General features: G+C 57.1%; 21 protein-coding genes. 11 read left to right on the forward strand and 10 right to left on the reverse strand.

Annotation, left to right across the window (positions count from 1 at the left end; all coding sequences use genetic code 11):
• Positions 1–73: 73 nt before the first annotated feature.
• Complete coding sequence (locus tag CFBP5473_RS16465; protein WP_027675895.1) at positions 74–1,678, reverse strand: ABC transporter substrate-binding protein; 1,605 nt, start codon at positions 1,676–1,678, stop codon at positions 74–76.
• 257 nt (positions 1,679–1,935) lie between these two features.
• On the opposite strand from CFBP5473_RS16465, the gene CFBP5473_RS16470 reads away from it, so the two are divergent.
• The 7 genes from CFBP5473_RS16470 to CFBP5473_RS16500 all read left to right on the forward strand — a co-directional run bounded on the left by CFBP5473_RS16470 (position 1,936) and on the right by CFBP5473_RS16500 (position 9,230).
• Positions 1,936–2,925, forward strand: a complete 990-nt coding sequence (locus tag CFBP5473_RS16470; protein ID WP_027675896.1) for an ABC transporter permease — start codon at positions 1,936–1,938, stop codon at positions 2,923–2,925.
• Positions 2,922–3,935: an ABC transporter permease gene (locus CFBP5473_RS16475; protein ID WP_027675897.1), complete on the forward strand. Its 1,014-nt coding sequence runs from the start codon at positions 2,922–2,924 to the stop codon at positions 3,933–3,935. The genes CFBP5473_RS16470 and CFBP5473_RS16475 overlap by 4 nt, the downstream gene beginning before the upstream one ends.
• A complete protein-coding gene (locus tag CFBP5473_RS16480; RefSeq protein WP_027675898.1) occupies positions 3,932–4,930 on the forward strand; it encodes an ABC transporter ATP-binding protein in 999 nt (332 codons plus the stop codon). Before CFBP5473_RS16475 ends, CFBP5473_RS16480 begins: the two co-directional genes overlap by 4 nt.
• Entirely contained in the window at positions 4,908–5,843 is a 936-nt protein-coding gene (locus CFBP5473_RS16485; protein ID WP_027675899.1) for an ABC transporter ATP-binding protein, read from the forward strand. Before CFBP5473_RS16480 ends, CFBP5473_RS16485 begins: the two co-directional genes overlap by 23 nt.
• 20 nt (positions 5,844–5,863) lie before the next feature.
• On the forward strand, positions 5,864–6,919 hold the full coding sequence (locus CFBP5473_RS16490; RefSeq protein ID WP_027675900.1) for an aldo/keto reductase: 1,056 nt from the start codon (positions 5,864–5,866) through the stop codon (positions 6,917–6,919).
• Between the two features lie 72 nt (positions 6,920–6,991).
• Entirely contained in the window at positions 6,992–8,233 is a 1,242-nt protein-coding gene (locus tag CFBP5473_RS16495) for an acyl-CoA dehydrogenase family protein (RefSeq protein WP_027675901.1), read from the forward strand.
• Between the two features lie 19 nt (positions 8,234–8,252).
• Positions 8,253–9,230 (forward strand): LysR substrate-binding domain-containing protein, encoded by a 978-nt coding sequence (locus tag CFBP5473_RS16500; protein WP_027675902.1) that lies wholly within the window; start codon positions 8,253–8,255, stop codon positions 9,228–9,230.
• 8 nt (positions 9,231–9,238) lie between these two features.
• On the opposite strand, the gene CFBP5473_RS16505 is transcribed toward CFBP5473_RS16500, so the two are convergent.
• From CFBP5473_RS16505 to CFBP5473_RS16545, 9 genes are all read right to left on the reverse strand, one after another.
• Positions 9,239–10,591 (reverse strand): LLM class flavin-dependent oxidoreductase, encoded by a 1,353-nt coding sequence (locus CFBP5473_RS16505; protein WP_027675903.1) that lies wholly within the window; start codon positions 10,589–10,591, stop codon positions 9,239–9,241.
• 63 nt (positions 10,592–10,654) lie between these two features.
• Complete coding sequence (locus CFBP5473_RS16510; protein ID WP_027675904.1) at positions 10,655–12,250, reverse strand: ABC transporter substrate-binding protein; 1,596 nt, start codon at positions 12,248–12,250, stop codon at positions 10,655–10,657.
• A gap of 33 nt (positions 12,251–12,283) precedes the next feature.
• Positions 12,284–12,622: a DUF3088 domain-containing protein gene (locus CFBP5473_RS16515; protein ID WP_027675905.1), complete on the reverse strand. Its 339-nt coding sequence runs from the start codon at positions 12,620–12,622 to the stop codon at positions 12,284–12,286.
• Between the two features lie 294 nt (positions 12,623–12,916).
• Positions 12,917–14,512: an ABC transporter substrate-binding protein gene (locus CFBP5473_RS16520; RefSeq protein ID WP_027675906.1), complete on the reverse strand. Its 1,596-nt coding sequence runs from the start codon at positions 14,510–14,512 to the stop codon at positions 12,917–12,919.
• A gap of 42 nt (positions 14,513–14,554) precedes the next feature.
• Positions 14,555–15,754, reverse strand: coding sequence for a M20 aminoacylase family protein (locus tag CFBP5473_RS16525; protein ID WP_027675907.1), 1,200 nt, complete (start codon positions 15,752–15,754; stop codon positions 14,555–14,557).
• Between the two features lie 80 nt (positions 15,755–15,834).
• Positions 15,835–17,007, reverse strand: coding sequence for an LLM class flavin-dependent oxidoreductase (locus tag CFBP5473_RS16530; RefSeq protein WP_027675908.1), 1,173 nt, complete (start codon positions 17,005–17,007; stop codon positions 15,835–15,837).
• Entirely contained in the window at positions 16,998–17,894 is an 897-nt protein-coding gene (locus tag CFBP5473_RS16535; RefSeq protein ID WP_027675909.1) for an NAD(P)H-binding protein, read from the reverse strand. The genes CFBP5473_RS16530 and CFBP5473_RS16535 overlap by 10 nt, the downstream gene beginning before the upstream one ends.
• A gap of 11 nt (positions 17,895–17,905) precedes the next feature.
• Positions 17,906–18,961, reverse strand: a complete 1,056-nt coding sequence (locus tag CFBP5473_RS16540) for an ABC transporter substrate-binding protein (protein ID WP_027675910.1) — start codon at positions 18,959–18,961, stop codon at positions 17,906–17,908.
• Positions 18,962–19,112: 151 nt separating this feature from the next.
• Positions 19,113–19,958 (reverse strand): NADPH-dependent oxidoreductase, encoded by an 846-nt coding sequence (locus tag CFBP5473_RS16545; RefSeq protein WP_027675911.1) that lies wholly within the window; start codon positions 19,956–19,958, stop codon positions 19,113–19,115.
• A 398-nt stretch (positions 19,959–20,356) separates the two neighbouring features.
• Between CFBP5473_RS16545 and CFBP5473_RS16550 the strand changes: the two genes are divergently transcribed.
• The 4 genes from CFBP5473_RS16550 to CFBP5473_RS16565 all read left to right on the forward strand — a co-directional run bounded on the left by CFBP5473_RS16550 (position 20,357) and on the right by CFBP5473_RS16565 (position 25,763).
• Complete coding sequence (locus CFBP5473_RS16550; RefSeq protein WP_027675912.1) at positions 20,357–21,961, forward strand: ABC transporter substrate-binding protein; 1,605 nt, start codon at positions 20,357–20,359, stop codon at positions 21,959–21,961.
• A 21-nt stretch (positions 21,962–21,982) separates the two neighbouring features.
• Entirely contained in the window at positions 21,983–23,071 is a 1,089-nt protein-coding gene (locus CFBP5473_RS16555) for a rhodanese-like domain-containing protein (RefSeq protein WP_027675913.1), read from the forward strand.
• 131 nt (positions 23,072–23,202) lie between these two features.
• Positions 23,203–24,456 (forward strand): acyl-CoA dehydrogenase family protein, encoded by a 1,254-nt coding sequence (locus tag CFBP5473_RS16560; protein ID WP_027675914.1) that lies wholly within the window; start codon positions 23,203–23,205, stop codon positions 24,454–24,456.
• Complete coding sequence (locus tag CFBP5473_RS16565) at positions 24,453–25,763, forward strand: NtaA/DmoA family FMN-dependent monooxygenase (protein ID WP_027675915.1); 1,311 nt, start codon at positions 24,453–24,455, stop codon at positions 25,761–25,763. The genes CFBP5473_RS16560 and CFBP5473_RS16565 overlap by 4 nt, the downstream gene beginning before the upstream one ends.
• Positions 25,764–25,769 lie beyond the last annotated feature (6 nt).

The following is a 25,769-nucleotide window of genomic DNA, read 5'->3' on the forward strand; positions in this document are numbered from 1 at the left end:
CACGATAGGCGTTGGAAAATTCAGGCCAAGGCGACCCACCGCCCTGAAGACAGTGGGTCTTTTGGGAGATGGGTCAGGACGTGGCGATATGGGCAAAGGCAAGACTGCCAGCCGCCCCTTCTGCACCAACGGTGTGATCCGCCAATCGCTTGTTGGAGATGGTGATCTCAGGCGCGCTGACGATGTCAATCGCGGGGACATCCTCAACAAGGATTTGCTGGATTTCCTTCCACTGCGCAAACCGCTTTTCAGGATCGATCTCCACTGCGGCAGCTTCGAACAGCGCATCCACTTTCGGGTTGCTGTAAGCCGCGCCATTTGAGAAAGGCACACCCTTCTTGAAGTTCTTGCTCCAGTAGAGACGCTGAACGCCGACGGTCGGATCGAACAAATTGCTCATGCCTTCATAGGCAAAATCGAAATCACGGTCGGTGTAGATGCGCTTGGTATAGGTTGCAAAATCCTGCGTTCGGACGTTGACTTCCACGCCGACTTTCGCCAAGGCCTGCCGGATGTAATCCGCGCCACGCGGATAGCCTTCGCCGGGAACGTAATCCAGATTGATGCGCAAACGCACGCCGTCCGCGCCGCGCTTATAACCGGCTTCATCCAAGAGTGCTTCCGCGGCTTTCAAATCGATAGGGTAGGTTTTGAGGTCGCCAACATACCATTTGCTCAGCTTCGCGCTGATCGGACCTGGGATGGGTGCTCCATATCCATAATTGACCGTATTGAAGATGACGTTGCGGTCGATGACATGCGCGAAGGCACGTCGTACCCTCACATCCTTGAAGAACTCTTTCTCCATGTTGAACTCAACACGGCTAACGCTGTTGATATATTGATAGCCCCGCGTGTCGAAGACCAGATCCGGCAAAGCCTTGAGACGATCCAGATCGCTGTAGGGAACGGGCGTACCGGGTGCCAGATCGATCTCGCCGGACTCTATGGCAATGCTACGCGCTGCGGAGTCCGTGATGAAACGCACGATGAGCTGATCGAGATATGGACGCGGCTTATCCCAGTAATCCGGGTTGCGCACATAAACAATGTGGCTGCCGCGCACCCACTCTTTGAACTTGAAGGGTCCGGTACCGACGGGTGCATAATTGGCCGGGTTTTCCTGAACCTTCGTGCCCTCATAAAGATGCTTCGGCACGATGGGCGTCTCGCCAGCGGCAAGTGCTGTAATAAGGTATGGCGCGGGTTTGGAAAGAACCAGAACGACCGTCAGCTCGTCAGGCGTTTCGACATCTGACAGATTGAGGAAGGTGTTGCGTCCGCGTGGGTGGACTTCCTTGATGGTCTTGATCGAGAAAGCCACGTCGGCGGAGGTGAAGGGCTTGCCATCATGCCATTTCACACCGGGCCGCAGCTTGAAGGTATAACGCAAGCCATCCGGGCTGATCTGCCACTCCGTTGCCAGAAGCGGTTTTGGATTGAGATCGAAGTCATAGGTCAGCAAACCTTCCGTCACTTTGGGCGAGACGTAGAAGGAGTTGGCCGCTGTGTGCGCGATGGTGGTCAGTACCGGCGGCTCCGTGGCCAGCAGGAAGGTTGCCGTGCCACCGCGCGCGGGCTCGACAGCCCACGCCCCAACACCTGAAAGCGAAACCGCACCTAGGGCAACGGAAGCAAGCAGAAACCCGCGCCGTGTCGTTTGATGAAAATCAGTCATGTTATGTTCCTCTCTGCGCCGGCATCGACCGGCGAAACTTGTCCCGGTGGAAAAATCGTTTCTGACAAAGACGGATACGGGCATATGCGCCTAATAATTGTCTTTATAAGAAATTATCTTTCCTTAATTTGGTTTTTGCTGCCGTTTCTAAGAAAATAATTCCGATATCTCTTTGACAAATTCCATAATTTTAGTCAACTAATAGCCTATTCAAGTCGGGCAACGCTGACGGCCTGGGACAAAATGGATGGGAAGCGATGTCGAATTCGAAGCGGATTTTATCCCAGGCGCGCCGCGTCGCCTTGTCGGCCATACCCACCGTGCTTGGCATCATCATCTTGAACTTCTTCCTGCTTCAGCTCGCGCCGGGTGATGCCGCCGATGTGCTTGCCGCGGAAGCGGGCTCTGCGACTGTAGAAACGATGGCGGAGATGCGCTCTCGCTTCGGTCTTGATCTGCCGATACTGCATCAGTTGATGAACTACCTTGGCAATCTCGCACACTTCAGCCTAGGGTTTTCCCCACGATACGGAATGCCAGTCGCCGAACTGATCGGGCAAAGACTGCCCGGCACACTGGCCCTGATGGGTGCAGCGCTGGGCATCGCCATCTTCGTAGGTGTCTTCCTCGGCTCAATCATGGCGCTTTTTTCCGGCAGATTACCGGATCGGATCATCTCCATCGGATCGTTGATTTTCTATTCGGTTCCCGGCTTCTGGATTGGCCTGATGTTGATCCTGACCTTTTCCGTCAAGCTCGGCTGGCTGCCATCAGGCGGTGACAGCACCATCGGCAGCAGCTTGACCGGCCTCGATGCCTTCCTGGACCGCATCCGCTATATCATTCTGCCTGCACTTTCTCTCGCCCTCTATTTTCTGGCCATCTATGCGCGACTTACCCGTGCAGCGATGCTGGAGGTGAAGTCGCAGGACTATGTGCGCACTGCGCGCGCCAAGGGCGTCTCCCCCTTCAAATTGACCACGCGCCACATCCTTCGCAACGCGCTCATTCCCATTACCACCATGGCTGGAATGCACATTGGCGGACTTCTGGGGGGCGCGGTCGTCGTCGAGACGGTCTTCAGCTGGCCGGGATTGGGGCGCCTAGCATTCGAAGCCGTGATGGCCCGGGATTTCAGCGTGCTTCTCGGCATCCTGCTTCTGTCTTCTTTCGTCGTCATCGTCGTCAACGCAGCCGTGGACCTGCTGCAGGCATGGCTCGACCCTCGCATCGGAGAAAGCCGATGAGCTCTTCAAACACCACCGCACTTTTGCAAACCTCCGATATCGGCACGCAATCGAAAGCCGAAACATCTGGCGCCCCAGTTAAAGAGCAGAAAGGGGACCAGAAACCCTGGCCTTACCTGCATGCTCCCGATGCGCTTTCCGCCCGCACGATCTCGGTGCCCAGAAAGGGTTTGCGGCGGGAACTGAAAATCTTCCTGACAAATCCCAATGCCATTGTCGGGCTGCTTTTTCTGGCAACCGTGATCGTCACGGCGTTGCTGGCACCCATTCTATACCCCGGCGATCCGCTGGAAATGGTGGCGCGTCCGTTCCTGTGGCCCGGACAGAATGCCGCCTACCCGCTTGGTACCGATTCCATGGGACGTGACGTGATGGCGGGTATCGTGCATGGCGCACGCATTTCGCTGACTGTGGGCGTCGTGGCGACGCTGATCGGACTGACCATCGGCATCACCATCGGCGCATTTGCCGGGTATTTCGGTGGACTGGTAGACGATATTCTCGTGAAGCTCATCGAAATCTTCCAGACTCTGCCGAACTTCGTCTTGCTGGTCGTTCTCGTTGCCATTGCCCAGCCGTCCGTAACGACGGTTACATCGGCAATCGGCATCATTACATGGCCGATGGTGGCGCGGCTGACGCGCGCCGAATTCCGCGCCATTCGCGAGAAGGATTATGTTCTGGCAGCGCGCAGTCTGGGTTATGGTCATTCGCGCATCGTATTCAAGGAAATCCTGCCGAATGCTTTACCGCCCATTATCGTGACATCGTCGGTCATGGTCGCCGGTGCGATCCTGATGGAAGCGGCGCTTTCCTTCATGGGTCTCGGGGATCCCAACCGCGTGTCATGGGGTTCGATGATCGGCTCAGGGCGCGATGTCATCCGCACCGCATGGTACCTGACGGCCCTCCCCGGCCTTGCTATCGTCTTCACAGTGATTTCGCTCAACCTGATCAGTGATGGCCTCAACGACGCGCTAAATCCGCGCTTTTCGGAGGAACGCCGATGACCAAGCTGATCGACGTGCAGGATTTTTCCGTAGGTTTCGGCGACGCTCAGCCCGTCAAGGGCGTCAGCTTCTGCGTATCGGCTGGCGAGATGCTGGCAATTGTCGGCGAAAGCGGATCTGGCAAATCCCTGACTGCACTGGGTTTGATCGGGCTCTTGCCGTCACATGCCAAGGTGGGTGGCAAGATTTCGCTGGAAGGGCGCAATCTTCTGTCGCTTTCAGAACGACAATGGCGCGGTATTCGCGGCAGCGATATCGGTATGATCTTTCAGGAGCCGATGACCTCGCTCAACCCGGTTCTGACCATTGGTGAGCAGATCGTCGAGGTGCTTCGCATCCACGAAAAGATCGACAAGCGTCAGGCTCGAAAACGCGCTATCGAACTGCTGGAACTCGTCAATATTCCAGAGGCCGGACGACGCGTGGATGATTATCCGCACCAGCTTTCCGGCGGCATGCGCCAGCGCGTGATGATCGCCATCGGCGTTGCCTGCAACCCGAAGCTACTGATCGCCGACGAGGCAACGACGGCGCTCGACGTAACTATCCAGGCTCAAATTCTCCAGCTCCTCGACAATCTCCGTCGTGATCTCAACATGGCCGTCATTTTGATTACCCACGATCTCGGCATCGTGGCACAATGGGCGGATCGGGTGATGGTCATGTATGCGGGCCGGAAAGTCGAGGAAGGTTTGCCGGAACCGGTGTTTCGCAGCCCCTATCATCCCTACACGCGCGGACTTCTTGCCGCGTCGCCACGCGCGGAAGCCGGCCAGCACTACCGCGATGGACCGCTACTTGAAATTCCCGGCTCCATCGTTTCGGCTACTGGAGAAAAGGGCTGTTCGTTCAAGCCACGCTGTCCCAATGCCCGTGGTTTTTGCGGCCAATTCGTACCGCCGCTGAGGATAATTTCCGAGGGCCGACAGGCGGCTTGCCCTTTCGTCGACACAACAACTACGGAGGTCTCCCATGGCGCTTTTGTCAGTGCATAGACTTTCCACCGAATATGTGGGCGGTCGCGGCACGGTTCGTGCCGTGGATGATGTATCGCTGGAGATCGAGGCCGGTGAAACGGTGGCGCTGGTGGGGGAATCCGGTTGCGGGAAATCGTCTCTGGGCAAATCCCTGATGCGCCTCGTCGAACCATCCTCCGGCAAGGTCACGTTCAAGGGTACCGACGTGACTGCAATGTCATCATCGCAATTGCGGGGCATTCGCCGTCGCATCCAGATGATCTTTCAAGACCCTTTTGCGTCGCTCAATCCTCGCCAGACGGTCCGCACAATCCTAATCGCACCGCTGAAGGTGCATGGAATTGGGGACGGGAGGCGGCAGCGCGAGATTGTAGAAGCCATCATCGCCCAGGTTGGATTGCCGCCTGACGCCCTCGATCGTTATCCGCACGAGTTTTCCGGCGGGCAACGCCAACGTATCGGTATCGCCCGCGCATTGATTTTGGAACCGGAACTGGTCGTTTGCGATGAACCCGTCTCGGCGCTCGATCTGTCCATTCAGGCACAAATCCTCAATCTCCTTGTGGAGATGAAAAACCGCCTGTCGCTGTCCTATCTCTTCGTTTCGCATGACCTGTCCGTCGTCCGGTATTTTTCGGATCGCGTGCTGGTCATGTATCTCGGCAAGATCGTTGAGAGCGCTCCCACCGCGCAGCTTTGGGCATCGCCCAAACACCCTTACACACGGGCGCTACTGGCTGCCGTCCCGGACCCGGCGCGGCGCAAGCAGGCGGCCCCCATTTCGGGCGATCTCCCAAGCCCGCACAATCCGCCCCCGGGCTGTCGCTTTCACACACGCTGCCCGCTGGCAACAGATATCTGTCGCGAAAAAGCGCCGGAACACGAGCTTTTCGGTGAGAGCCACGCCGTGGCCTGCCACTATGCCCAATGACAATCCAAGGAGTACATAACATGGTCGATTATCGATATCTCGGACGCAGCGCCCTGAAAGTCTCTCCGCTGAGCCTCGGCACCATGATGTTCGGTGGCCCGACGCCTGATGACGTCGCCTTCCGCATCATCGACAAGGCACGCGAACAGGGCATCAACTTCATCGACACCGCCGATGTCTATCATGATGGCAAATCGGAGGAAGTCGTCGGTCGCGGCATTAAGGATCACCGTGACCATTGGGTTCTGGCGACCAAATTCGTCAACTCGCACAAGAAAGGTCCAAATCTCGGCGGCCATTCGCGCAAATGGGTCATTGAAACCGTCGAAAACTCCCTGCGCCGTCTGAACACAGACTATATCGATATTCTCTACTTCCACCGCGCGGTGTTCGATTCGCCACTGGAAGAACCGTTGCGCGCTATTGCTGACCTTATTCGGGCTGGCAAGCTGCGCTACTTCGGCGTGTCTAATTTCCGCGGCTGGCGGATCGCTGAAATCTCTCATCTAGCAGACCAGCTTGGCATTGACCGCCCTGTGGCAAGCCAGCCGCTCTACAACATCGTCAACCGTACGGCAGAGGCCGAGCAGCTTCCCGCCGCCAATCATTACGGCCTCGGTGTTGTTTCCTATTCGCCGCTGGCGCGGGGCGTGTTGACCGGCAAGTACCAGCCGGGCCAGCAACCGGGCGCGGATACCCGTGTGGGTCGTGGCGACAAGCGTGTACTGGAAACGGAATGGCGCCCAGAGTCGGTGGAAATTGCGCAGAAGGTCGCCGCTCATGCCGCGGCCAAGGGCGTCTCGGCTGCGGATTTCGCACTGGCCTGGGTTCTGAACAACAAGTTCGTGACCGCTGCAATCACCGGCCCGCGCACCGAGGAGCACTGGAACGGCTATGTCAAAGCGCTCGACGTGACTATCGACGCCGACGACGAAGCATTGATCGACAGTCTCGTGACGACAGGTCATCCCTCGACACCGGGCTTCAACGACCCAAGCCACCCGGTGGAAGGTCGTGTTCCACGCAATGTCGAACCTGCTCCACGTGCGTCGATCCAGACCCGCGCGGTTGCCTGATTATCATAGAGACAAAGCCAGCGGTGGAAAACACTGCCGCAGGCCACCCGATCCGCTCAAGGACCCAATGTGATGTCGAACGCCAACACCGCCAACGTAGAAACCAACAACCTGTCCGACGTTCCCAGCCGTGACGAAATCCTGTCGCGCGCCAAAGACATCGCAGCGTTCGCCGCAAAGGATGCTGCTCGTCGCGAACGCGAGCGGGAATTGCCTTTCGACGTTTTCGGTCGCATCAAGGAAGCCAAACTCGGCACCTTGCGCATTCCCAAATCGAAGGGCGGGCCGGGCGGCTCCATTACAGATTACATCGAAATGTTGATGATTCTTGGTGAAGCCGACAGCAATATTCCACATGCGCTGCGCAGCCATTTCAATTTCACTGAACACCTTGCGCTTGGTCCTATCGAGCTGGAAGATCGCAGGCATCTGGAGAACGTGCTGTCCGGCAAGCTATTTGCCGGTGCGAGTACGGAGCAGGGCACGAAACGTCCCGGCGAAATCACCACTCGTCTGAGCGCCGATGGTGACCGTTATCGATTGAACGGTCGTAAATGGTACGCCACGGGCACTGCCTTTGCGGATTTTGGGTCTTTCAGCGCGGTCGGCGACGACGAGCAACCCATTGGCGTTCTTATTCCGCTGGATCGCAAGGGCATTACCATATTGGACGACTGGGACAGTATGGGCCAGCGCATGACGGCCAGCGGCGGTGTACTTCTCGACAATGTCGAGGTCTTGCCGCATGAACTGACGACACGGCGGCTGACCACCCAGATCGGGCGTCATTGTTCCGCCATGCGTCAACTGCATCTGGCCGCATCTGCCACAGGCGCGGTGCAGGCGGCCGTGAGAGACGGTATCGAATACGTGCTGAAGCAGGCGCGTACCACTCTCCATAGCGCCGCCGAAACAGCCAATCAGGACCCTTTCGTACAAAAGACAATCGGAGAACTCAGCGCCGGTGCTTTCGCGGTCAAGACGCTGATCCGCGAGGCGTCACGTACGCTGGACGTAACGGCTTTGACCTTTCAGACGGGTGACGAAGCAGCGATAGAAGCCGCCCTTATCGATGGCTCACTTGCCACTGCCCGCACACAGATCATCGCCTCTCAGCTTTCCTTGAACGTGGCGACCGCCATTTACGAGTTGGGAGGCGGTTCGGCCACGTTGAGCGAACGAAATTTCGACCGGCACTGGCGCAATATTCGCACCGTCTACAACCACAATCCGCTACAGCACAAAGCGCGGGTCATCGGTGATTACTATTTGAATGGCACCACCACGCACCTTGCCGAAGGCCGGGTCTTCTGATGATGAGAGTGAGACCGTCATGAGAGCAGAGTTCCTATCTCCGCCCAAAACCTCCTCACCCCTACGATTGCCGACGCTCTCGCGCCTGCCACCGCTCACGGCCCTGCGTGCTTTCGTCGTGGCTGCGCGACACGCAAGTTTCTCTCGCGCAGCGGATGAACTGCATGTCTCCACCGCAGCCATTGGCCAGCAAGTTCGCATTCTCGAGACCCATCTCGGCCAGCCCCTCTTCAGCCGCCAGCGCGGTGAATTGGCACTAACGGATGCGGGTGCTGCCCTTTATCCCGGCATGGCGGAAGCATTTGAGACAATGGTGGGTAGTCTGTCGGACCTTTTGCGCTCCGGCTCGAGACCCAGGCTCAGCATCCTGGCATGTCCGTCATTCGCTGCCCGCTGGCTCGGGCCACGACTTGGACGCATCAGTCACGTCCTCGGCGATGTGGAACTTTCCATCGAAACACTGGATGAGGGTCCGCTAGACCGGCTCCAGCTTGATGACGCCGATTGCGCCATTGTCGCATCCAGCGAACGGATCGCGGGCTACGTCTCTGAGCCGTTGTTCGACGACGCGGTAATTGCGGTCTGCGCACCGGATTTCGCAGTGCGCCACCGGCTGACCGGCCATCCGGAACGCCTGCGCGATCTCTCGGGGGAAATCTTGCGGGGCAGTGGCAGCGATGGCGCTTTCGAGTGGGCCAACTGGCTGCGGTCCTGCGGCGTCAACATCAGGCTTGCAACTCTCGGACCGCGCTTTTCCCATCAGCCAGTGCTAATCGAGGCGGCACTTGCCGGCCACGGCATCGCGCTAGTGCGACAGTCACTGGTGTCGGAAGAGTTGAAAAACGGCAGGCTCGTCTCGCCCATCGGGTCACCACAGCCAACAGCCTGCCGCTACCATCTCCTCGCGAGCCAGGAAAGACGGCGACAGCCGGAAATCGCATCGCTCATCGCATTGCTGCGTGATGATGTGCCATCCATGAACGCTGCCGCCGCCTGAATCATCCTTCAAGCGCTTTCTCTGACAGCTGTCGGCACGGTGTAAATATTCTCGGGCCGCGGTAAGCCATAATGATCGCGCAGCGTGTCGCCCTCGTAATCGAGCCGGAACAGGCCGCGCTTTTGAAGAAGCGGCACGACTTCATTGATGAAAATATCGAAACCGCCCGTCAGCCATGGCGGCATGATGTTGAACCCATCCGCAGCACCCTCCCGGAACCAGCTTTCGATCCAGTCCGACACCTGTTCCGGCGTGCCGGCAATGACCTTGTGGCCGCGCCCGCCAGCAAGCCTGTGCAGTAGCTGCCGGATGGTCGGATTTTCCCGGTCGATGACATCGAGCACGAGTTGGTGACGGCTGCTGTTAGCCTGGGCGCGGGTTGCCTCAACGGCTTCTCGTGGCAAAGGCTTGTCGAGATCGGCGGAATCGAGATCGATGCCGGTGATGCGGTTCAGTTGCGCCAGAGAAAAGGCTGGCTGGACGAGGTCGTTGAATTCTGCCTCCAGCTTGCGAGCTTCCGTTTCCGTCGAGGCGATAAAGGGACTGATGCCAGGCAGAATTTTGACGTGAGCAGGTTTGCGACCCGCAGCGGCCACACGCCTCTTGATATCGGAATAGAAGCTTTTGGCGCTTTCGAGCGTCTGGTGAGCGGTAAAAATTGCTTCGGCATAGTGCGCGGCAAAACCGCGACCATCCTCCGAGGATCCAGCCTGCACATAGACGGGACGGCCCTGCGGCGAACGCGGCAGGTTCAGCGCGCCGCGAACCTGATAGAAATCACCCTTATGATTGGCCGGATGGATACGGTCCGTATCGGCAAACAGACCGCTCTCCTTGTCGGCAACGACGGCGTCATCTTCCCAGCTGTCCCAAAGCTTTGTAACCACATCGACAAACTCGGTCGCCTGGCGATATCGGTCGGCATGGGGCGGATGCTTTTCGAGGTTGAAGTTGGCGGCTGCCGCATCCGCCGATGTCGTGACGATGTTCCAACCGACACGACCGCCACTGATATGATCGACGGAAGCAAACAGCCTCGCCAGATTATAGGGCTCGTAATAGGTGGTGGAAGCGGTGGCAATGAAGCCAATTTTCTCCGTTACCGCCGCAAGTGCGGTGAGCATGGTTATCGGCTCCAGCCTATGGCGGGCGGCATAACGAATGTTGCTATCCAGCACCGGAGCATCGGCAAAGAAGATCGCGTCAAGTTTGGCCGCCTCGGCCCGCCGCGCAATCTCCTGATAAAGCTTGATATCCGTCACGCGATGCGGTTCTGACTGCGGATGCCGCCAGGCTGCTTCATGATGGCCGCCAGGGTAGATGAATGCGTTGAGAACGAGTTTTTCAGATTTTCTGCTCATGATCGTTCCGATCCTGTTCGTATGTCTTGAGATGATCGGCGCTTCCAAGGCGCGCCGTTCGCGTCAGGCCTCTTTTGCCAGCCAGGTGTGCGCCAGATTGCCGCTCAGACCTTCCGCGCCCACGGCATAATCCTTGACCTTGATATTGCCGACGACCGGCTGAATGGGTGAGACGAGATTGATGACGGGCAGGTCCTTGGCGATGATGACCTGGAACTCCTTGAAGAGCTTGGCGCGCTTCTCAATATCCGGTTCCACCGCCGCCGCTTCCAGCAAGCGGTCAACTTCAGGGTTCTCGTAGTGGCTGGCATTGGAGAAAGGCAGGCCGATCTTGAAGTTCTTGCTCCAGTACACCCGCTGCACACCGGCCGTCGGATCGAACGTATTGGAGAGCGATTCCACCGACAGGTCCCATGCGCGGTCGGTATAGACGACTTTCACATAGGTCCCAAAATCGAACTTCTGAATATCCGGCTCGATACCGATCTTGATCAAAGCCTGCGCGATAAAATCGGAATAGGTCTGCGGATTGAACGGGTTGGTCGTCACCCTCAGCTTGAAGCGTTTGCCATCACCCTTGCGAGGGAAGCCTGCCTCATCCAGCAGCTTTTCCGAAAGCGAGGTGTCGAACTTGGCAAAGCCGATATCCGGATTGTGAAATTTCGGCAGGCCGGGACTAATGGGCGTGGGAGACGGAACGGCATAACCGTAAAGCACGATATCGATAAGAGAGGGAACGTTGATGGCGTGGGCAATGGCCTGCCTCACCTTCAGGTTCTTGAGATATTCGTTTTCGAGATTGATTACGAGCTGGTTTTGCTGGCCTGCATAGGCATAAATCTGGTCATCTACCTTCAGCGAGGGCACGGCTTTCAAGCGTTCCAGATCAGACAGTGCTACCGGATTATGGCCGATATCGCCCTCCCCGGTTTCAAGCGCTGCCGCCCGCGCGCCCGCATCGTTGATCAGCCGAATGATGACCCGGTCGAGATGCGGGCGCGGCTGGTCCCAGTAATCGGCGTTCTTTTCCAAGAGAATGTGACTGCCCGGCGTCCACTCTTTCAGAACGAACGGTCCGCTGCCGATGATCTGGTCCGTTTTGGGATTTTCGGTCGGCTTGAACGTCTCGAAAATATGCTTCGGCACGATAGGCGATTCCGACGCCGCAAGCGCCGTAATCAGCCCCGGCGAGGGCTTGGCAAGCTTGAGTTTCGCAACGAGCGGATCGGATGTATCGACACTCTCGACCTGCGAGAATGTAGCGCGACCGCGCGGATGGGCTTCCTTCAGGCGCAGAACAGAGAAGGCCACATCTTCCGAGGTGACGGGTTTGCCATCGTGAAATTTCGCGTTCGGCTGTAGGTGGAACACATATTCGAGCCCATCGGCAGAAACCGACCACTCCTTCGCCAGACTTGGCTTGGGAGTAAGATCATAATCATAGGTCAGAAGACCGTCATAAATCTTGGAACCGATGAATTGGGGGCCACCGGCACTGGTGTTGATGGCGACGAGTTGGGTCGGTTCCGGGAAATAGACGATCTTCAGCGTGCCACCGGACACAGGCTCTTCCGCTGCCGCGAAGGAGCCTCCGGGAAGAGCGACAAATGCCCCTGCTGCAAGCGCGATTTTGTGAAACTGGCGTCTGGAAAAATTCATCTCTGTCTCCGGCGTAAAGCGAATGGACCGATATCAATGAAGCTGCGGAAAACCGTGGCGTTCGGCCAGCAGTGAAAGAATGCGTTTCGTGTCCTGAATGAAGCGCTTGTCGCTATGAACCGTCGCATCTTCGGGCGCATCGCCTGCAAAGATCAGCAGCGGCAGCGATTGGTTATGCTCTCCAACCTGCGCGATCACCGCCTCCCGCGGGCGAGTAAAGCCGACGCGGTGAATGTCGAGGCGTTCAGCCAGATCAGGAAAAGCTGCAAGCAGACCCTCTATCTGATTGCAGTGCGGGCAAACGAACGTCACCCCCGGATGTTTCGGGTCTTCAAAACCGGGAGCGATCAGAAAAAGTGTGTCCTTGGCCATTGGCATCCATCTATTGACTGTTGGTGTAAGCCGACACTGACGCTGGATGAATGATGGGTCCAGAAACGTATTTTTGCTGATCCTCGAAGAATAAATTTGCCGAAAAAAAGCAATGAAATAGCGTTCTTTGGAAGATTACGCTCCGGGCATTTCCTTTTTCCGGAAGGGGCAAAAGGACAATGGCATTCGCTGATTACGCGTCCACGCAAACGTTCGAAAAATGGACAGACTGGAGCGACGCGCAATAAAAAACCCGACGCATGCGCCGGGTCCAGAGGGCAGAAGAGACATGCGTCAGCTTTGCGGTTGCTTCCATGCGGTGGCGAGATCGCTATAGGCGACATCGATGGTCGTCACGAGAGACTGCAGATTGGCGTTTCTTAGAATGACAGTCGGCAGCGCAACGATTGAGAAATTCGGCAACTCATCGCCGGTGATCTTTTGAATTTCCTTGAACTGCGCCGCACGCTTTGTCTCATCACTCTCTATGGCAGCGGCGCGGAAAAGGTCATCCACCTTCGGATTGTTGTAATGCGCCGCGTTGACATAGGGTGCCGGGTTCTTGATGCCATCCGACCAGTAAAGCCGCTGCACACCCGCAGTCGGGTCGAACAGACGGCTGATACCGTTTACGGTCAGATCGAAGCCGCGTTCGGTGTAGACACGCTTGATGAAGGTGGCGAGATCACCGTCGAGCGTTTCAACCTTTACCCCCAGCTTGCCAAATGACGAGCGCAGATATTCAGAGGTTTTGCGAAAAACGTCCGACGGCAGAAAGGCGAGCCGCAGCGAAAAACGCGTCCCATCCGCCGCTTTCGGATAGCCAGCCTCGTCGAGTAACGCGTTGGCCTTGGCAAGATCGAAAGGATACTTGAACGGCGTTTCGTCATTATAGTCGGTAAAGACCGACGGAATGTTCGACCCGGCGGGCTTTGCCGTACCATAAAAAATGGCGTCGTTGATAAAGTCTCGGTCGATGGCGTGGGCCAGTGCGTGACGAACCTCTTTCTTGGCGAGTATGGGGTTTTCAAGATTGAACTCGAAGACGGCTGCGTTGTTCAGATAGGCATCCGTATAGACATCGACAGCCAGTTTCGGATCTTGCCGCAGGCGTTCCAGATCGCCGTAGGATACGTCGGTCGCGTAGTCTGCCTCACCCGTTTCCACTGCGATTGTCGCTGACCCAGCATCAGCAACAAAACGTGCGATGAAGCCATCGAGATGCGGCAAACCAGCCTGCCAGTAATTCGGGTTCCGCTTCAGCTTCACATAGCTGCCACGCTTCCACTCTTCGAAGATGAAAGGGCCGGTACCGATAGGCGCGTTGCCGTTCTGGCTTTCGCTGTAATTCTCCGACGGATACGCATGCGCTGGCAGGATCGGCGTTTCCCCGCCGACGAGCGCCCGCAGCAAATAAGGTGCCGGTTTGGATAGAACCACAATGGCGGTCAACGGATCGGGTGTTTCGATATCGGCAATGCTGGCAAATGTGATGCGCCCACGCGGTCCCACCTTCTTGAAGGCCAGCAGAGAGAATTTAACATCCGCCGAGGTCAGGTTTTTGCCATCGTGCCATTTTACACCTTGGCGTAGCCTGAAGGTGTAGCGCAGACCATCGCTGGACACATCCCAGCTTTCAGCCAGAACGGGATGCGGCTTGAACTCGCTGTCGAACCGCACCAGTCCTTCGAGAATTTTCGTTGAAATTGCGCGCGTGCGCGTATTGCTGTCCGACAGCGGTACAAGCGTCGTAGGCTCGCCCAACCCTGCAAACGTAACGATGCCGCCCTTGCTCGGTGTCTGTGTTTCGGCAAAGGACAGCGATGGCAGAAGTACTGCACCGCCGAACGCCGCACCCAAAAGTAATGTCTTACGCCTCGTCAGATCCATGATTGTTTCCTCGTCGTTTTGGTTACGAAATGGAGGGCTGCATCAGACCGGTTTGAGACGGCTTTCCACCAGACGCGCAAACAGTGTTGCGCCGACCGGAAGGATCGCATCATCAACGATGAAGCCGGGATTGTGGGCTGGTACGGTGCCCGAATGGCCGAGTGTGAAAAACGCACCGGGCGCATGTTTCAAAAGATCGGCAAAGTCTTCGCTGCCCATGAAGCGGCTGGGCTCCGTAGATACGCGAGCCTCACCCAAGACCTGACGTGCCACATCGGCAACGATTTCTACCGAAGCGTCGTCATTGGTTAGAACCGAGAAGATGTCGCGAATATCGACCTCTGCCGAAAGGCCGTGAGCCTGAGCTATATGGTCCGAGATCGTTTGGATGCGCGAGCGGATGATTTCGCGTACCGTATCTGAGAAGGCACGCACCGTTCCGGCAATCGACGCTGTCTCTGGAATGACATTGTAGGCCGAACCGGCCTCGATGCGCGTGATCGACAAGACCGCCGGTTCGGTGGGCGAGACATTGCGGCTGACAATCGTCTGCAAGGCGGTGATGAGTTCACCGATTGCTGGCACGGGATCGTTCGCTACATTCGGATGGGCCGCATGCGCGCCCTTGCCCTTCAGCCTGATATCGAAAAAATCGGCCCCCGCCAGGATGGTTCCCGGTGATACTTTGAGGTGATTGGGCGCGGCATGTGACGAATTGTGCAGCCCGTACAACTCATCGACCGGGAAATCCTTGAACAGCCCGTCGGCGATCATCGCGCGTGCACCGCCAAGCCCCTCTTCGGCGGGCTGGAAGATGAAGACCACCGAACCTGCAAAGTCACGGGTCTCCGCGAGATAGCGGGCCGCTCCCAGCAGTATCGTGGTGTGAACGTCATGCCCACATCCATGGAATTTACCGGGATAGATGGAAGCGTAAGGCAAGCCGGTTTCTTCCGGCATCGGCAGAGCGTCCATATCGGCGCGCAGACCGATGACGCGGTTACCCGCATGTTTGCCGCGAAGCACACCGACGAGGCCAGTCTTGCCATAACCGCGATGAACCTTGATACCCCAAGAGGCCAGCTTTTCCGCGACGATGCCGGAGGTTCGGACTTCTTCGAAACCAATTTCCGGGTGGCGGTGCAGATCGTGCCTGATATCAACCAGTTCCGGAACATAGGTCGCAATCAGGTCGATAATCTCAGGTGCTGGCGCTTTGACGGGATCTACGGCAATATTCACGGGTGGTCCTCACTGCGATTGGGAAGAAATTGCATCGCCAAAGTTCATGATGATGCAGGATCAGGGAGATCGAAGAAGCATCAGAGCCTCAGCCCTGCCTCCTTCATGAGCGGCAGGACACGGTCACCGAAATATTCCAAATCTTCTCGGAAATCGTAGAAATTAAGCTGCACACCATCGATGCCGACATCCTTCAGCGCGACGAGCTGCTCGACCACCTGTTCCGGCGAACCGATGATCTCGATGTTGCCGCCGAGATTGCGCCCCTGCTTGTGACGAGGGTCGCCGCGTCCGCGCCAGGCATGGGCATCGCTTTCATAATTGTTGGCGGCGAATGCACGCGCACCGCCCGGCTGCGGCTTGCCAGCCTCGATGGCGTCGGCATAGGCAGTGGCCTCGGCTTCCGTATCGCGGCTGACGATGATCGGATTGATGATCGTCTTCACCTGCCGGCCATAGGACTTTGCCCGGTTCTTGATGGTCGCTATGTGGTCGGGAAGCGTCTCCAGGGCGCTGTCGATATGCGCACCGCCGGGCGATGTGACGAACACCAGATCAGAATGGCGCGCCGCAAAATCGATGCCTGCCGGAGACCCGGTGGCCGTGACGAGGTTCGGTCGGCCGAAGACAGGCTTCGGTGTGATCCACCCGTTGCTGATGGCCCATGGATTGAGTTTTCCCTCATGAGAGAAATTCTCGGTTTCTCCCCAAAGCCGATGCAACACGTCGAAAAGCTCGCTTGCCATGTCATAGCGCTTGTCGTGTTCGATGCGCTGCCAGCCGAACATTTCATGCTCGATGGCGCGATGACCGGTGACGATGTTGATGCCCCATCGCCCCTTGGCGATGTGATCGAGCGTTGCGCCGTATTTGGCCAGATGCAGCGGATGGAGCGGACCATAGAGAACATGGATGGTCGAAATCAGCAAAATGCTTTTCGTCACCGCTGCCATCGCACCCAGGGCAACAAAGCTGTCGAGTGAGGAATCCCCGTCATAACCACCCTTCGGCAGCCATTGGGTACGGCTGAAAGCCAGCTCGAACCCCAATTCCTCCGCTCGCTTCACCAGTTCGACATTATAGTCAAAGGTCCAGCTGTTGCTGGTCGGCAGGCTTGAGAAATTGATGTCCTGAAGATTGAGAAACAATCCCAGCATCAAAGGCTGTCGTGCAGCACGGCTGAGTGGACTGTCCGTAAAGTCCAACGGCCCTTTAAGCTCCAGGTCTCCGGTGATCGGCGCAGTCAGTGCCATGTCTGTTCTCCCTTGGAACTGTGTGTTTGGGTTTGGATGGAACCCAGATGGCTGCGCAAAAAATCCTCCACGGTGCGTGGCGGCTTTCCGGTGATGCGCGATACCGACTGCGTTACCGGTGCAGCCAGCCCGGCACCGATCAATTCGATGAACTCGCCGATTGCACGTTGTTCGAATGCATCGAGATGTGGTGGCAAAGCAGCGGATGAAGCATCTGATATGCCAATCGGTCGCTGGAATATTCGGGCTGCGATACGTGCCACCTCAAGTGAAGTCAGTGCTTCACCACCCGTGAGAACCAATGGGACGGACGAGATCAAGTCATCGAGCAACGCCTGAATTGCGACATCGGCGATATCCTGCGCATCAATGTAGGATACGGCAGCGTTCCCGTACCTGCTTGGCAAATCCTCGCCTTTACTGGCAGCCGCGATGACAGGAGCAAGAGACACCTGCATCCAGGCATTAGGTCGCAGGATGGCATGCGCAATACCGCTGGCGGCAAGATGGGCCTCTACCGCCGCATGGGCCCCACCGGCTATTGAGCGGTCGGTATTTTGCAGGGTCCAGTCAGAGCCGGATATCTTGACGATGCGAGTGACGCCTGCGGCTTTCGCGGCATCAATGGCGGCGATTTGATGTGCAGCCAGCGTCTCGCTGATCGGCGAAAGCAGGAAAAGTTTCTGAGCGTTTCGAGCTGCTTCTTTTACAGTGGCAGGGTCAGCAAAATCTCCCCGTGCGACCTCGACCCTGTCTCCCCAAAGATCAGTCGCCTCTTGCGGGCGCCGGGTCAGCACCCGTACCGTTTTACCCGCATCAATAAGCCTTGGCACGACAAGCTTTCCCAGCTTGCCCGTCGCGCCCGTTACCAAAACGTCAACCGCCATTATCACAGCCCTCACTTGACGAGCTGACGAGGAGACGCGGCCAGCGGGCGCGGGTCGAGCCAGTCTTGAACATTAAAATCGGCGGGAATGAACTTCCATTCGAGAAGAAAGTCCTTGAAGTGGCTGATGGCATCCACTTCGGCAGGATCGAGATCAAGTACAAGTTGGCGATGCACGCCTGGGCCGTTGGCAGCCAGAACGGCATCTTCGCTCACCCCGATTTCGCGAGCGATGAAGCGAACCGCATCTTCAGGATTTTCATTTGCCCATTGGGACACCCGCTGAACGACCGACACCAATTCGGCAACCAGATCGGGGCGCTCGTCGGCAAAGGTCGCATCGACAGTCAGTGGCCTTGGCGTGCCATTATTAATACGGATTTTCGGGTCTGGATGAAATCCAGTGGAGACGACGACCTGCGCGCCGATCAGGTTGGCAACCGTTACGCCTTCAGCACCCTTGACGAAGAAGGCATCGATTTCGCCACGGTGCAGAGCCGCGATTTCTTCACCGTAAGGAAAACGACGTTTGAGGCCTTGAAGCCTTTGGTCTGTGGGATTGAGCAGAACTGGCTCAGACGCGCCGATATCCACTAGTTCCACATCGTCCGACGAAAGGCCGGAAATCGTCAGAGCCGACACGATACCTTTCAGCGATGTTGCGCACTGAAAATCGATGATTTCGTTGGGTCGTTTCGGTAAGCCTATTCGCCGACCCTTCAGATCCGCGCCTCTGGTAACGCTACTTTCCGGCAAGGCGATAACTGCCTGAAACTCATCCGTCCGCGTCAGACCGATGAGCCGCGTCTGGCGACCTTTCGAGCGCGTCCAGATCGGCGGGATATTCCCACCTTGGCGGAAGGACCAATCCAGCCGATGATCGAAATGGCTTTGGCGAATGGCCGGATCGGTCGCATCACGAATGGAAGTAACGCCGATGCCATGAGCCGCAAAGCTGCCTTCGATCCACCCGAGCTGTGCAGCAATCGATAAAGGTGTGGGAGCCGGGCAGCGGGCATACCACACGGTGTCTGGTTGCGTTACCTTTCGACGAGCTGCGTCTGCCATGGCTATCATCCTTAAATACGACCTGTATCAGACAGGCTAAAAGGATATAGATATAATCTATAGATATTATATACTATTTATCATGGTATCGGTGAGATCGCTTTTCCAAAAGCGGGTTGCACGGTGCTTGCGCACACCGTGCAGTCAACCACTACTTGATCGGGAAGCCGAGTGTCCGCAAAGTTTTCGTCAACTCTGCCCTGCCCTTCAGGGCCGCTGCATTCTCGACGCGCTTTGAAATCGGCGCCGTCCAACCCGCCTGTGGCAGCTTTTGTTTGACCTGAAATGCTTTCAGCACATCGTCATAGGCACCCAGATCCGTCTCGGGCGTTCCAGCATATGTCTCATGAAACAGGACTGACGATTGTGGCAGACGTGGCTTCACGTCGGTAATGACGTTTGGATCGGGATATCCGACGGTAAGGCCAAAGACCGCGATGGTTTCAGGCGGCAATTGCAGTTCACGGGCAACATCGTTTGGCTGGTTGCGCACACCACCCACGTAGCATGAGCCGAGACCGAGGCTGTCGATTGCCGCCACGGCATTCTGGGCAGCAAGAGCCGCATCGATGGCACCGATCAAGAAGCTTTCCAGATAATCCAGCCCCTCTCCCTCATTGCCATGTTGCTGGGCAACGGTTCTGAGGCGCTTCAGATCGATAAGCCAGACAAGGAAAAGCGGTGCAGCCAGAATATGCGCGTTGCCGCCGGTATAGCCAGCAAGCCGTGCTTTTCGGTCCTTATCCTGTACTGCAACGACGCTCCACGCTTGAAGATTGGATGAGGTCGGCGCGGACTGGGCGGCTGCCACCAGAAGTTCCAGTGTACCCTTGGGCAATGGTTTCTGCAGATAGGCGCGCGCGGTGCGGTGGTTCAGCAAAGCATCGATGGTGCTGTTCCAGAACGGCAGCGCGAAATCCTGATCCACGCCATAGCGCGCGGCAAGGCGCTGATGTGGCACCTCGCCGTCAGTGATGGAGGAAGAATGTATCGTCATGGAAAACCCCTTGGGCGATCAAAAGACATTGGAAGCGCGCCTGAAGCCAGCGACTAGGCGACGGTCTTATAATTCATATGCTTCTAAATACAGACAGCCGAGAAAAGCTTTGCCAATCGACATACTCGCGTTGGAAGAACATTTCCGGCCTTAGACCGGGAACGCTGCAGTGTTCGATTTCAACCGTTCTGTCTTCACGCACAAGCCCGCAACGCGCGACTAAGCCTGCCAAATCCCACGGCATGCTTTTACGCTCCAGCGCGAATGGTTGGAATTCTATTTCCCAAGACATGATTTCTTGCACAGTTCCGAAAAAAATTATTCTTACGGAATACCGTTTCTGCCGACATGCTGGAGCCCTTCGTCACAAAGTTTTCTCAGGAAATGGGGACAGTGCAATGGCTATAGGACGTCGTAAATTCAACCAGTTATTACTTCTGGCAACCGCAGGCACTGCACTACCAGGCTCTGTCTTTGCAGCGGATGTCACCCGGCGTCCGGTGTCCGGCGGCACGCTCAATCTTCTGTATCGGGTCGATCCGGGCAATGCGCTCTTTGCCATCAACACCTCTTCGGGAACAGGGCAGGCCATTGGCCCGAAAATCGTTGAAGGACTGCTGACTTTCGATTTCGACCTCACGCCACAACCGCTTCTGGCAACAGAGTGGTCGGTTTCTGATGACCATCTTCGCTATACGTTCAAATTGCGTCCGAATGTCAAATGGCATGACGGGAAGGCTTTCACTTCGGACGACGTTGCCTTTTCAATTTTCCGGCTCAAGGAGGCTCACCCGCGCGGTCGTATCACTTACCAGAATGTAACCGCCGTCGAGACGCCCGACCCGCTGACCGCCATTATCGTGCTGTCCAAACCGGCACCGTTCCTGATTGCTGCGCAATCAAGTTCTGAATCACCCATCGTGCCGAAACATATTTTCGAAACGCTAAAGCCCGGCGATGGACAGACACTCAAGACCGCCATCGGCACCGGCCCGTTCCGGCTAACGGAATGGACACCGGGCAGCCACCTCATCTTAGAGCGCAACCCGGATTACTGGGATCCTGGCAAACCCTATCTCGACCGCATCGTGCTACGCATCATCACCGACCCGGCTGCGCGCGCGGTGGCGCTGGAAACCGGCGAGGTTGATATCGGCGACAACCCGGTGCCGCTGGCCGATCTGGAACGACTGAAGCAAAATCCTGATCTGGTGCTGGATACGACGACCTATGCTTATGCGGGGCCGCAGCAGCAGCTGTTCTTCAATTACGACAACGAAATCTTCGCCAAGAAGGATGTACGTCTTGCCATTGCCAAGGCGATCAATCTTGAAGAAATCGTCAATGTGGCACTGTTCGGTTATGGTCAGATTTCGCCAAGCCCCGTCAGCACTGCGCTGCCCAAATGGTACGATCCTACGGTCACGGCTTATCCGCATGATCCGAAAGAAGCCGAAAAGCTTCTGGATAGAGCGGGCTATCCACGCAAGGCGGATGGCAAACGTTTCAACGTGCGACTGACCTACAACTCCTATCTGACGCCAGGTTACGCGGATGTCATTCGCAACCAGCTCGAAAAGATCGGCGTCGCGGTCGAAATCCGCAAATACGATCTGCCGACCTATCTCAAGACCGTTTATACGGACCGCGCCTTCGATCTGGTGGTTGAATCTCTCTCCAACACTTTCGACCCTTCGCTTGGCATACAGCGCGCCTATTGGAGCAAAAACTTCAAACTCGGCCTGCCCTTTTCCAACGCCGCTCACTATGCGAACCCGCTAGCCGACGCCCTGCTCGAGGCAGCTGCCATCGAGCCGGATGAGGCGAAGCGGAAAGAGATATGGAGCGAGTTCCAGCATCTCATACACGACGATGTTGCCTCGGTGGATCTCGTGGCCGCTGGCAACCAGATCGTCGCCCACAAGAAGGTGAAGAATTACGTCACAGGCGCGCAGGGGCTCAACTGGAGCTTTGGTGACCTTTGGCTCGATCCGAATTCCTGACCATTTACCAAGGAGATCAGCATGTCAGAACAATCCATCAGTAAAAACACGCTCATCAATTGGCTGGAAGACGACCAGGAGCTTGCCGTGATCGATATACGGCCCACGGATGTCGTCGGCTATGCCTCGCCACTGTTTGCGACCAACCTGCCCGCAGACAGGCTGGATACCGAGCTTGATCGCTTCGTTCCGCGCCGATCCGTCCGCACAGTGCTGGTGGATGATGGCACAGACATTGGCCATCACGCGGCTGACCGGCTGAAAGCCAAGGGGTGGAGTAACATCCATTTTCTTGACGGCGGAATACCTGCGTGGATCGAAGGCGGTTCGGAAAACCTCCCAACTTTCGACATTCCCGGCGTGCCTTTTGTTCAGAAGGTGCGCGCGGAAAAGAACACGCCCGTTATCTTCGCCCGCGAACTCAAGGCGTGGAAGGACGCTGAAGAGAACGTTGTTGTTATCGACACCCGCACCACGCCTGAATATGAGAAGGCGCATGTTCCCGGCGCTATCAACGTACCGGGCGCGGAACTGCTGCTGCGTTTTGCAGACCTTGTTCCATCCGCAGAAACAAAGATCGTCGTGTCCTGCGCAGGGCTTCCACGCGCGATCCTCGGCGCACAGACCTTGATCGATGCAGGCATAGAAAACAGCGTCAGCTACCTGCACGATGGAACGCGCGGCTGGACAGACGATGGCTTTGAACTGGAGACGGGCCGGTCAGGCATCTACCCGCCTGCAACTTCGGCAGCAAAGCGATTTGCACAGGCTCGCCTGGAAACCTTCTCGGCCAAGGATGACCTCACCTTCATCGATCATGCCACCGTCGAGAGATGGTTGGCGGATGACGCGCGAACAACCTATTTCCTCGACGTTCGCACCCCAGATGAGTTCGCGGAGTCGCATCTGCCTGGCTCGATTTCATCGGAAGGCGGCCAACTGCTTGGCGTTGCCTATCGCACGATTGCTGTGCGTGGGGCACGGGTCATTCTCGTTGATGACCTCCTGGGAGCCCGTGCACGCGTCGTTGCGCACTGGCTGAAACGCCGCGGCTTCGAAATTGCGCTTCACCTCCATGATTTCGAGCAGAGTGCTCAGGCCGCGGCCTGAGCAAAGAAATCCCTTACAGTCTGAGCAAGTTTTTCTTTCTGACGGACCAAGGATTTTTAACTCGCAGCCGGAATCCCGGCTGCTACCATCATGGACATTGCCCGGATGCCTCCGCGCAAAGGATTCAAAGAATGACCGACACCCTGCACGCCTGGGGATCTCCACCCAGCAAACGCTATGATGCAATCGCAAACCGGGTCCGTCTGACTTTCGCGCAGATTGCCACCGATACGGTGACGCGCGATCTCGACAGGCAACTTCGCTTCGACGCGTATGAAGCATTGAAAGCAGCTGGCTTCTCCAAATTGCGCCTGCCGGAACAGCACGGTGGTCTCGGTTTGACCCTGCCTGAACTTTTCGGCCTGATCATCGAATTGGCTGAAGCCGATCCCAATCTTACCAATGCCTACCGCAGCCATTTCGGCTTTACCGAAGACCTGCTCAACGCCCCCTTAAGTGCATGGCGTGACATCTGGCTTGGCCGGCTCGGAGAAGGAGACACCATCGGCAGCGGCTTTTCAGAACTCGGTGACACGCGGCTTGGGACCTATTCGACACAGCTGATCCGTGACGGAAGTGGCTGGCGCCTGAATGGCGAAAAATACTACACTACCGGCTCGCTTTACGCCGACTGGATCACGCTGGGTGCTGTGGATGGAGATGGCCAGCCAATCGGTGCGCTTGTGCCGACGCGGGCACCCGGTGTTGACATCGTCAACGATTGGGATGGTTTCGGGCAGGCACTGACGGCAAGCGGCACGGCCCGCTTTACCGATGTCGCTATCGCAGATGAGCTGATCAAACCCAGCGCGCTTCGGTTCAGTTACTCCGGCGGATTTTTCCAGCTGGTTCATCTGGCATCGCTTGCCGGCATAGGCCGCGCTGCGGCTTCTGATCTGGCGCGTCTGGTGGCGGACCGCAAGCGTGTTTACCAGCGCAGCAATGCCGGGCGCTTTGCGGACGACCCGCAAATCCTTCAGGTCGTCGGTGAGGTTCGGGGTGCAGCCTATACCGCAGGCGCGATCGTGCTGAAGGCAGCGGAGGCGTTGCAAGCGGCCTATGATGCCAATCTTTCTGGCGACGAAGAGCAGATCGCCTTCACCAACCGCAACGCCGAAATCGAGGTCAGCCAATCCGTGACGGTTGTCAGCAAACTGATACTCGAAGCCTCAACCACGCTTTTTGACGCACTTGGTGCCTCTGCCGCCAAACGCAGCCACGGGCTTGATCGCCACTGGCGCAACGCACGCACCATTACCTCCCACAATCCGCGCATCTACCACGACCGGATCGTCGGCGATTTCGCCGTCAACGGTGTCGCTCCGCCCGCCAATGGCGGTGTCGGAATAGCAGTTCAACCTGACAAAGAAAAAACACACGCATGAGCAAACCAAAACGCCGGCTGAACCTGAACGTCGGTATCAACACAACCGGTTATCTTCCCAACGCCTGGAAATATCGCACCGGCACGCGCCACGATATCAACGATATCGATTATTATCGCCGCCTCACGGAAATCGCCCATAAGGGTCGGTTCGATGCGGTGTTTCTGTCGGATCATCCAGCACTTCTGACCGATCCGCTCAGCCGGCCCTTTCACACCATCGATCCGCTCATCCTGTCCACATCCCTTGCGGCTCAAGTGCCAGACATCGGTTTCGTTGCGACAATCTCGTCAACATACAATTCCCCTTACAATCTGGCGAGGCGGACGCAATCCATCGATATCGTCTCGGGCGGCCGCCTGATCATCAACGTCGTGTCTTCCTTCAATCCGAATGTCGCGGCCAATTTCGGCAACGCGCCACTGCCGCCGCGCAGTGAGCGTTACGCGAAGGCCACGGAGTTTCTGGATGTGGCCAAAAAACTGTGGTCCAGCTGGGATGAGCGCCGAGAACAAGACGTCCCCGAGGGCCGTTTCTGGGATGCGGCGAGCGCGCAAGCGATTGAGCACGAAGGAGACTTCTTCACCGTCAAAGGCCCCCTCAATGTGCCGCGCGGACCGCAGGGTCATCCCGTCATAGCTCAGGCAGGTGCATCTGAAGGCGGCATCGATCTTGCCGCCCGCCATGGCGAAATAATCTATTGTAACATTCTATCCCGGCCCGCCGGGCAGGCTTTTGGCAAGAAAGTGCGGGACCGCGCCGTCGCCTTCGGTCGCGATCCATCCGGCATCCGCATCGTTCCGGGCCTCGTCGTCATTCTGGGCAAAACCCGTGAAGAGGCATTGAGAAAACACGAGCTCTTCAGCGGTGCCGGTTCTGAAGACGGACTTCTCGCCCGCTTCATTAAAGAAAACGGCCTTGATCCCGACCGCTTCGATCCGGATGCTGTGTTGAATGCGGAACAATTCATACCGGACCAGAACCGCCAGTGGGCAGTCGGCATGGGACTTGGCCTGTCCGATCTCCTGACCCATGAGCGGCTGACGGCACGCCAAGTCGTGCGACGCTCCGAGGGACATCACCGCCTGCTACTCGGCACCCCCGAAGAGGTGGCAGATGGCATTATCGATCTATGGCAGGACGGTACCGTAGATGGCTACACCCTTCAGCCTCCAAGAGCGCCGGATGACATTATCGAATTCGTAGATCAGGTCGTGCCGATTTTGCAGGATCGAGGCGTCTATCCACGTGAATACAGTCCCGGTACAGTAAGAGATCGCTATGGTCTGCCTTACCCTGTCGAATAAAAGCAG

Origin of the sequence: Agrobacterium larrymoorei, assembly GCF_005145045.1 — a bacterium.
Classification (GTDB): Bacteria; Pseudomonadota; Alphaproteobacteria; order Rhizobiales; family Rhizobiaceae; genus Agrobacterium; species Agrobacterium larrymoorei.

Excerpts from the sequence above, each read along its gene's own strand:
- CFBP5473_RS16495 (WP_027675901.1), top strand. The coding sequence starts at position 6,992 with ATGTCGAACGCCAACACCGCCAACGTAGAAACCAACAACCTGTCCGAC.
- CFBP5473_RS16475 (WP_027675897.1), top strand. The coding sequence starts at position 2,922 with ATGAGCTCTTCAAACACCACCGCACTTTTGCAAACCTCCGATATCGGC.
- CFBP5473_RS16565 (WP_027675915.1), top strand. The coding sequence starts at position 24,453 with ATGAGCAAACCAAAACGCCGGCTGAACCTGAACGTCGGTATCAACACA.
- CFBP5473_RS16550 (WP_027675912.1), top strand. The coding sequence starts at position 20,357 with ATGGCTATAGGACGTCGTAAATTCAACCAGTTATTACTTCTGGCAACC.
- CFBP5473_RS16540 (WP_027675910.1), bottom strand. The coding sequence starts at position 18,961 with ATGGCAGACGCAGCTCGTCGAAAGGTAACGCAACCAGACACCGTGTGG.
- CFBP5473_RS16465 (WP_027675895.1), bottom strand. The coding sequence starts at position 1,678 with ATGACTGATTTTCATCAAACGACACGGCGCGGGTTTCTGCTTGCTTCC.
- CFBP5473_RS16470 (WP_027675896.1), top strand. The coding sequence starts at position 1,936 with ATGTCGAATTCGAAGCGGATTTTATCCCAGGCGCGCCGCGTCGCCTTG.
- CFBP5473_RS16520 (WP_027675906.1), bottom strand. The coding sequence starts at position 14,512 with ATGGATCTGACGAGGCGTAAGACATTACTTTTGGGTGCGGCGTTCGGC.
- CFBP5473_RS16485 (WP_027675899.1), top strand. The coding sequence starts at position 4,908 with ATGGCGCTTTTGTCAGTGCATAGACTTTCCACCGAATATGTGGGCGGT.
- CFBP5473_RS16560 (WP_027675914.1), top strand. The coding sequence starts at position 23,203 with ATGACCGACACCCTGCACGCCTGGGGATCTCCACCCAGCAAACGCTAT.
- CFBP5473_RS16505 (WP_027675903.1), bottom strand. The coding sequence starts at position 10,591 with ATGAGCAGAAAATCTGAAAAACTCGTTCTCAACGCATTCATCTACCCT.
- CFBP5473_RS16515 (WP_027675905.1), bottom strand. The coding sequence starts at position 12,622 with ATGGCCAAGGACACACTTTTTCTGATCGCTCCCGGTTTTGAAGACCCG.
- CFBP5473_RS16500 (WP_027675902.1), top strand. The coding sequence starts at position 8,253 with ATGAGAGCAGAGTTCCTATCTCCGCCCAAAACCTCCTCACCCCTACGA.
- CFBP5473_RS16530 (WP_027675908.1), bottom strand. The coding sequence starts at position 17,007 with ATGGCACTGACTGCGCCGATCACCGGAGACCTGGAGCTTAAAGGGCCG.
- CFBP5473_RS16555 (WP_027675913.1), top strand. The coding sequence starts at position 21,983 with ATGTCAGAACAATCCATCAGTAAAAACACGCTCATCAATTGGCTGGAA.
- CFBP5473_RS16480 (WP_027675898.1), top strand. The coding sequence starts at position 3,932 with ATGACCAAGCTGATCGACGTGCAGGATTTTTCCGTAGGTTTCGGCGAC.
- CFBP5473_RS16490 (WP_027675900.1), top strand. The coding sequence starts at position 5,864 with ATGGTCGATTATCGATATCTCGGACGCAGCGCCCTGAAAGTCTCTCCG.
- CFBP5473_RS16545 (WP_027675911.1), bottom strand. The coding sequence starts at position 19,958 with ATGACGATACATTCTTCCTCCATCACTGACGGCGAGGTGCCACATCAG.
- CFBP5473_RS16535 (WP_027675909.1), bottom strand. The coding sequence starts at position 17,894 with ATGGCGGTTGACGTTTTGGTAACGGGCGCGACGGGCAAGCTGGGAAAG.
- CFBP5473_RS16510 (WP_027675904.1), bottom strand. The coding sequence starts at position 12,250 with ATGAATTTTTCCAGACGCCAGTTTCACAAAATCGCGCTTGCAGCAGGG.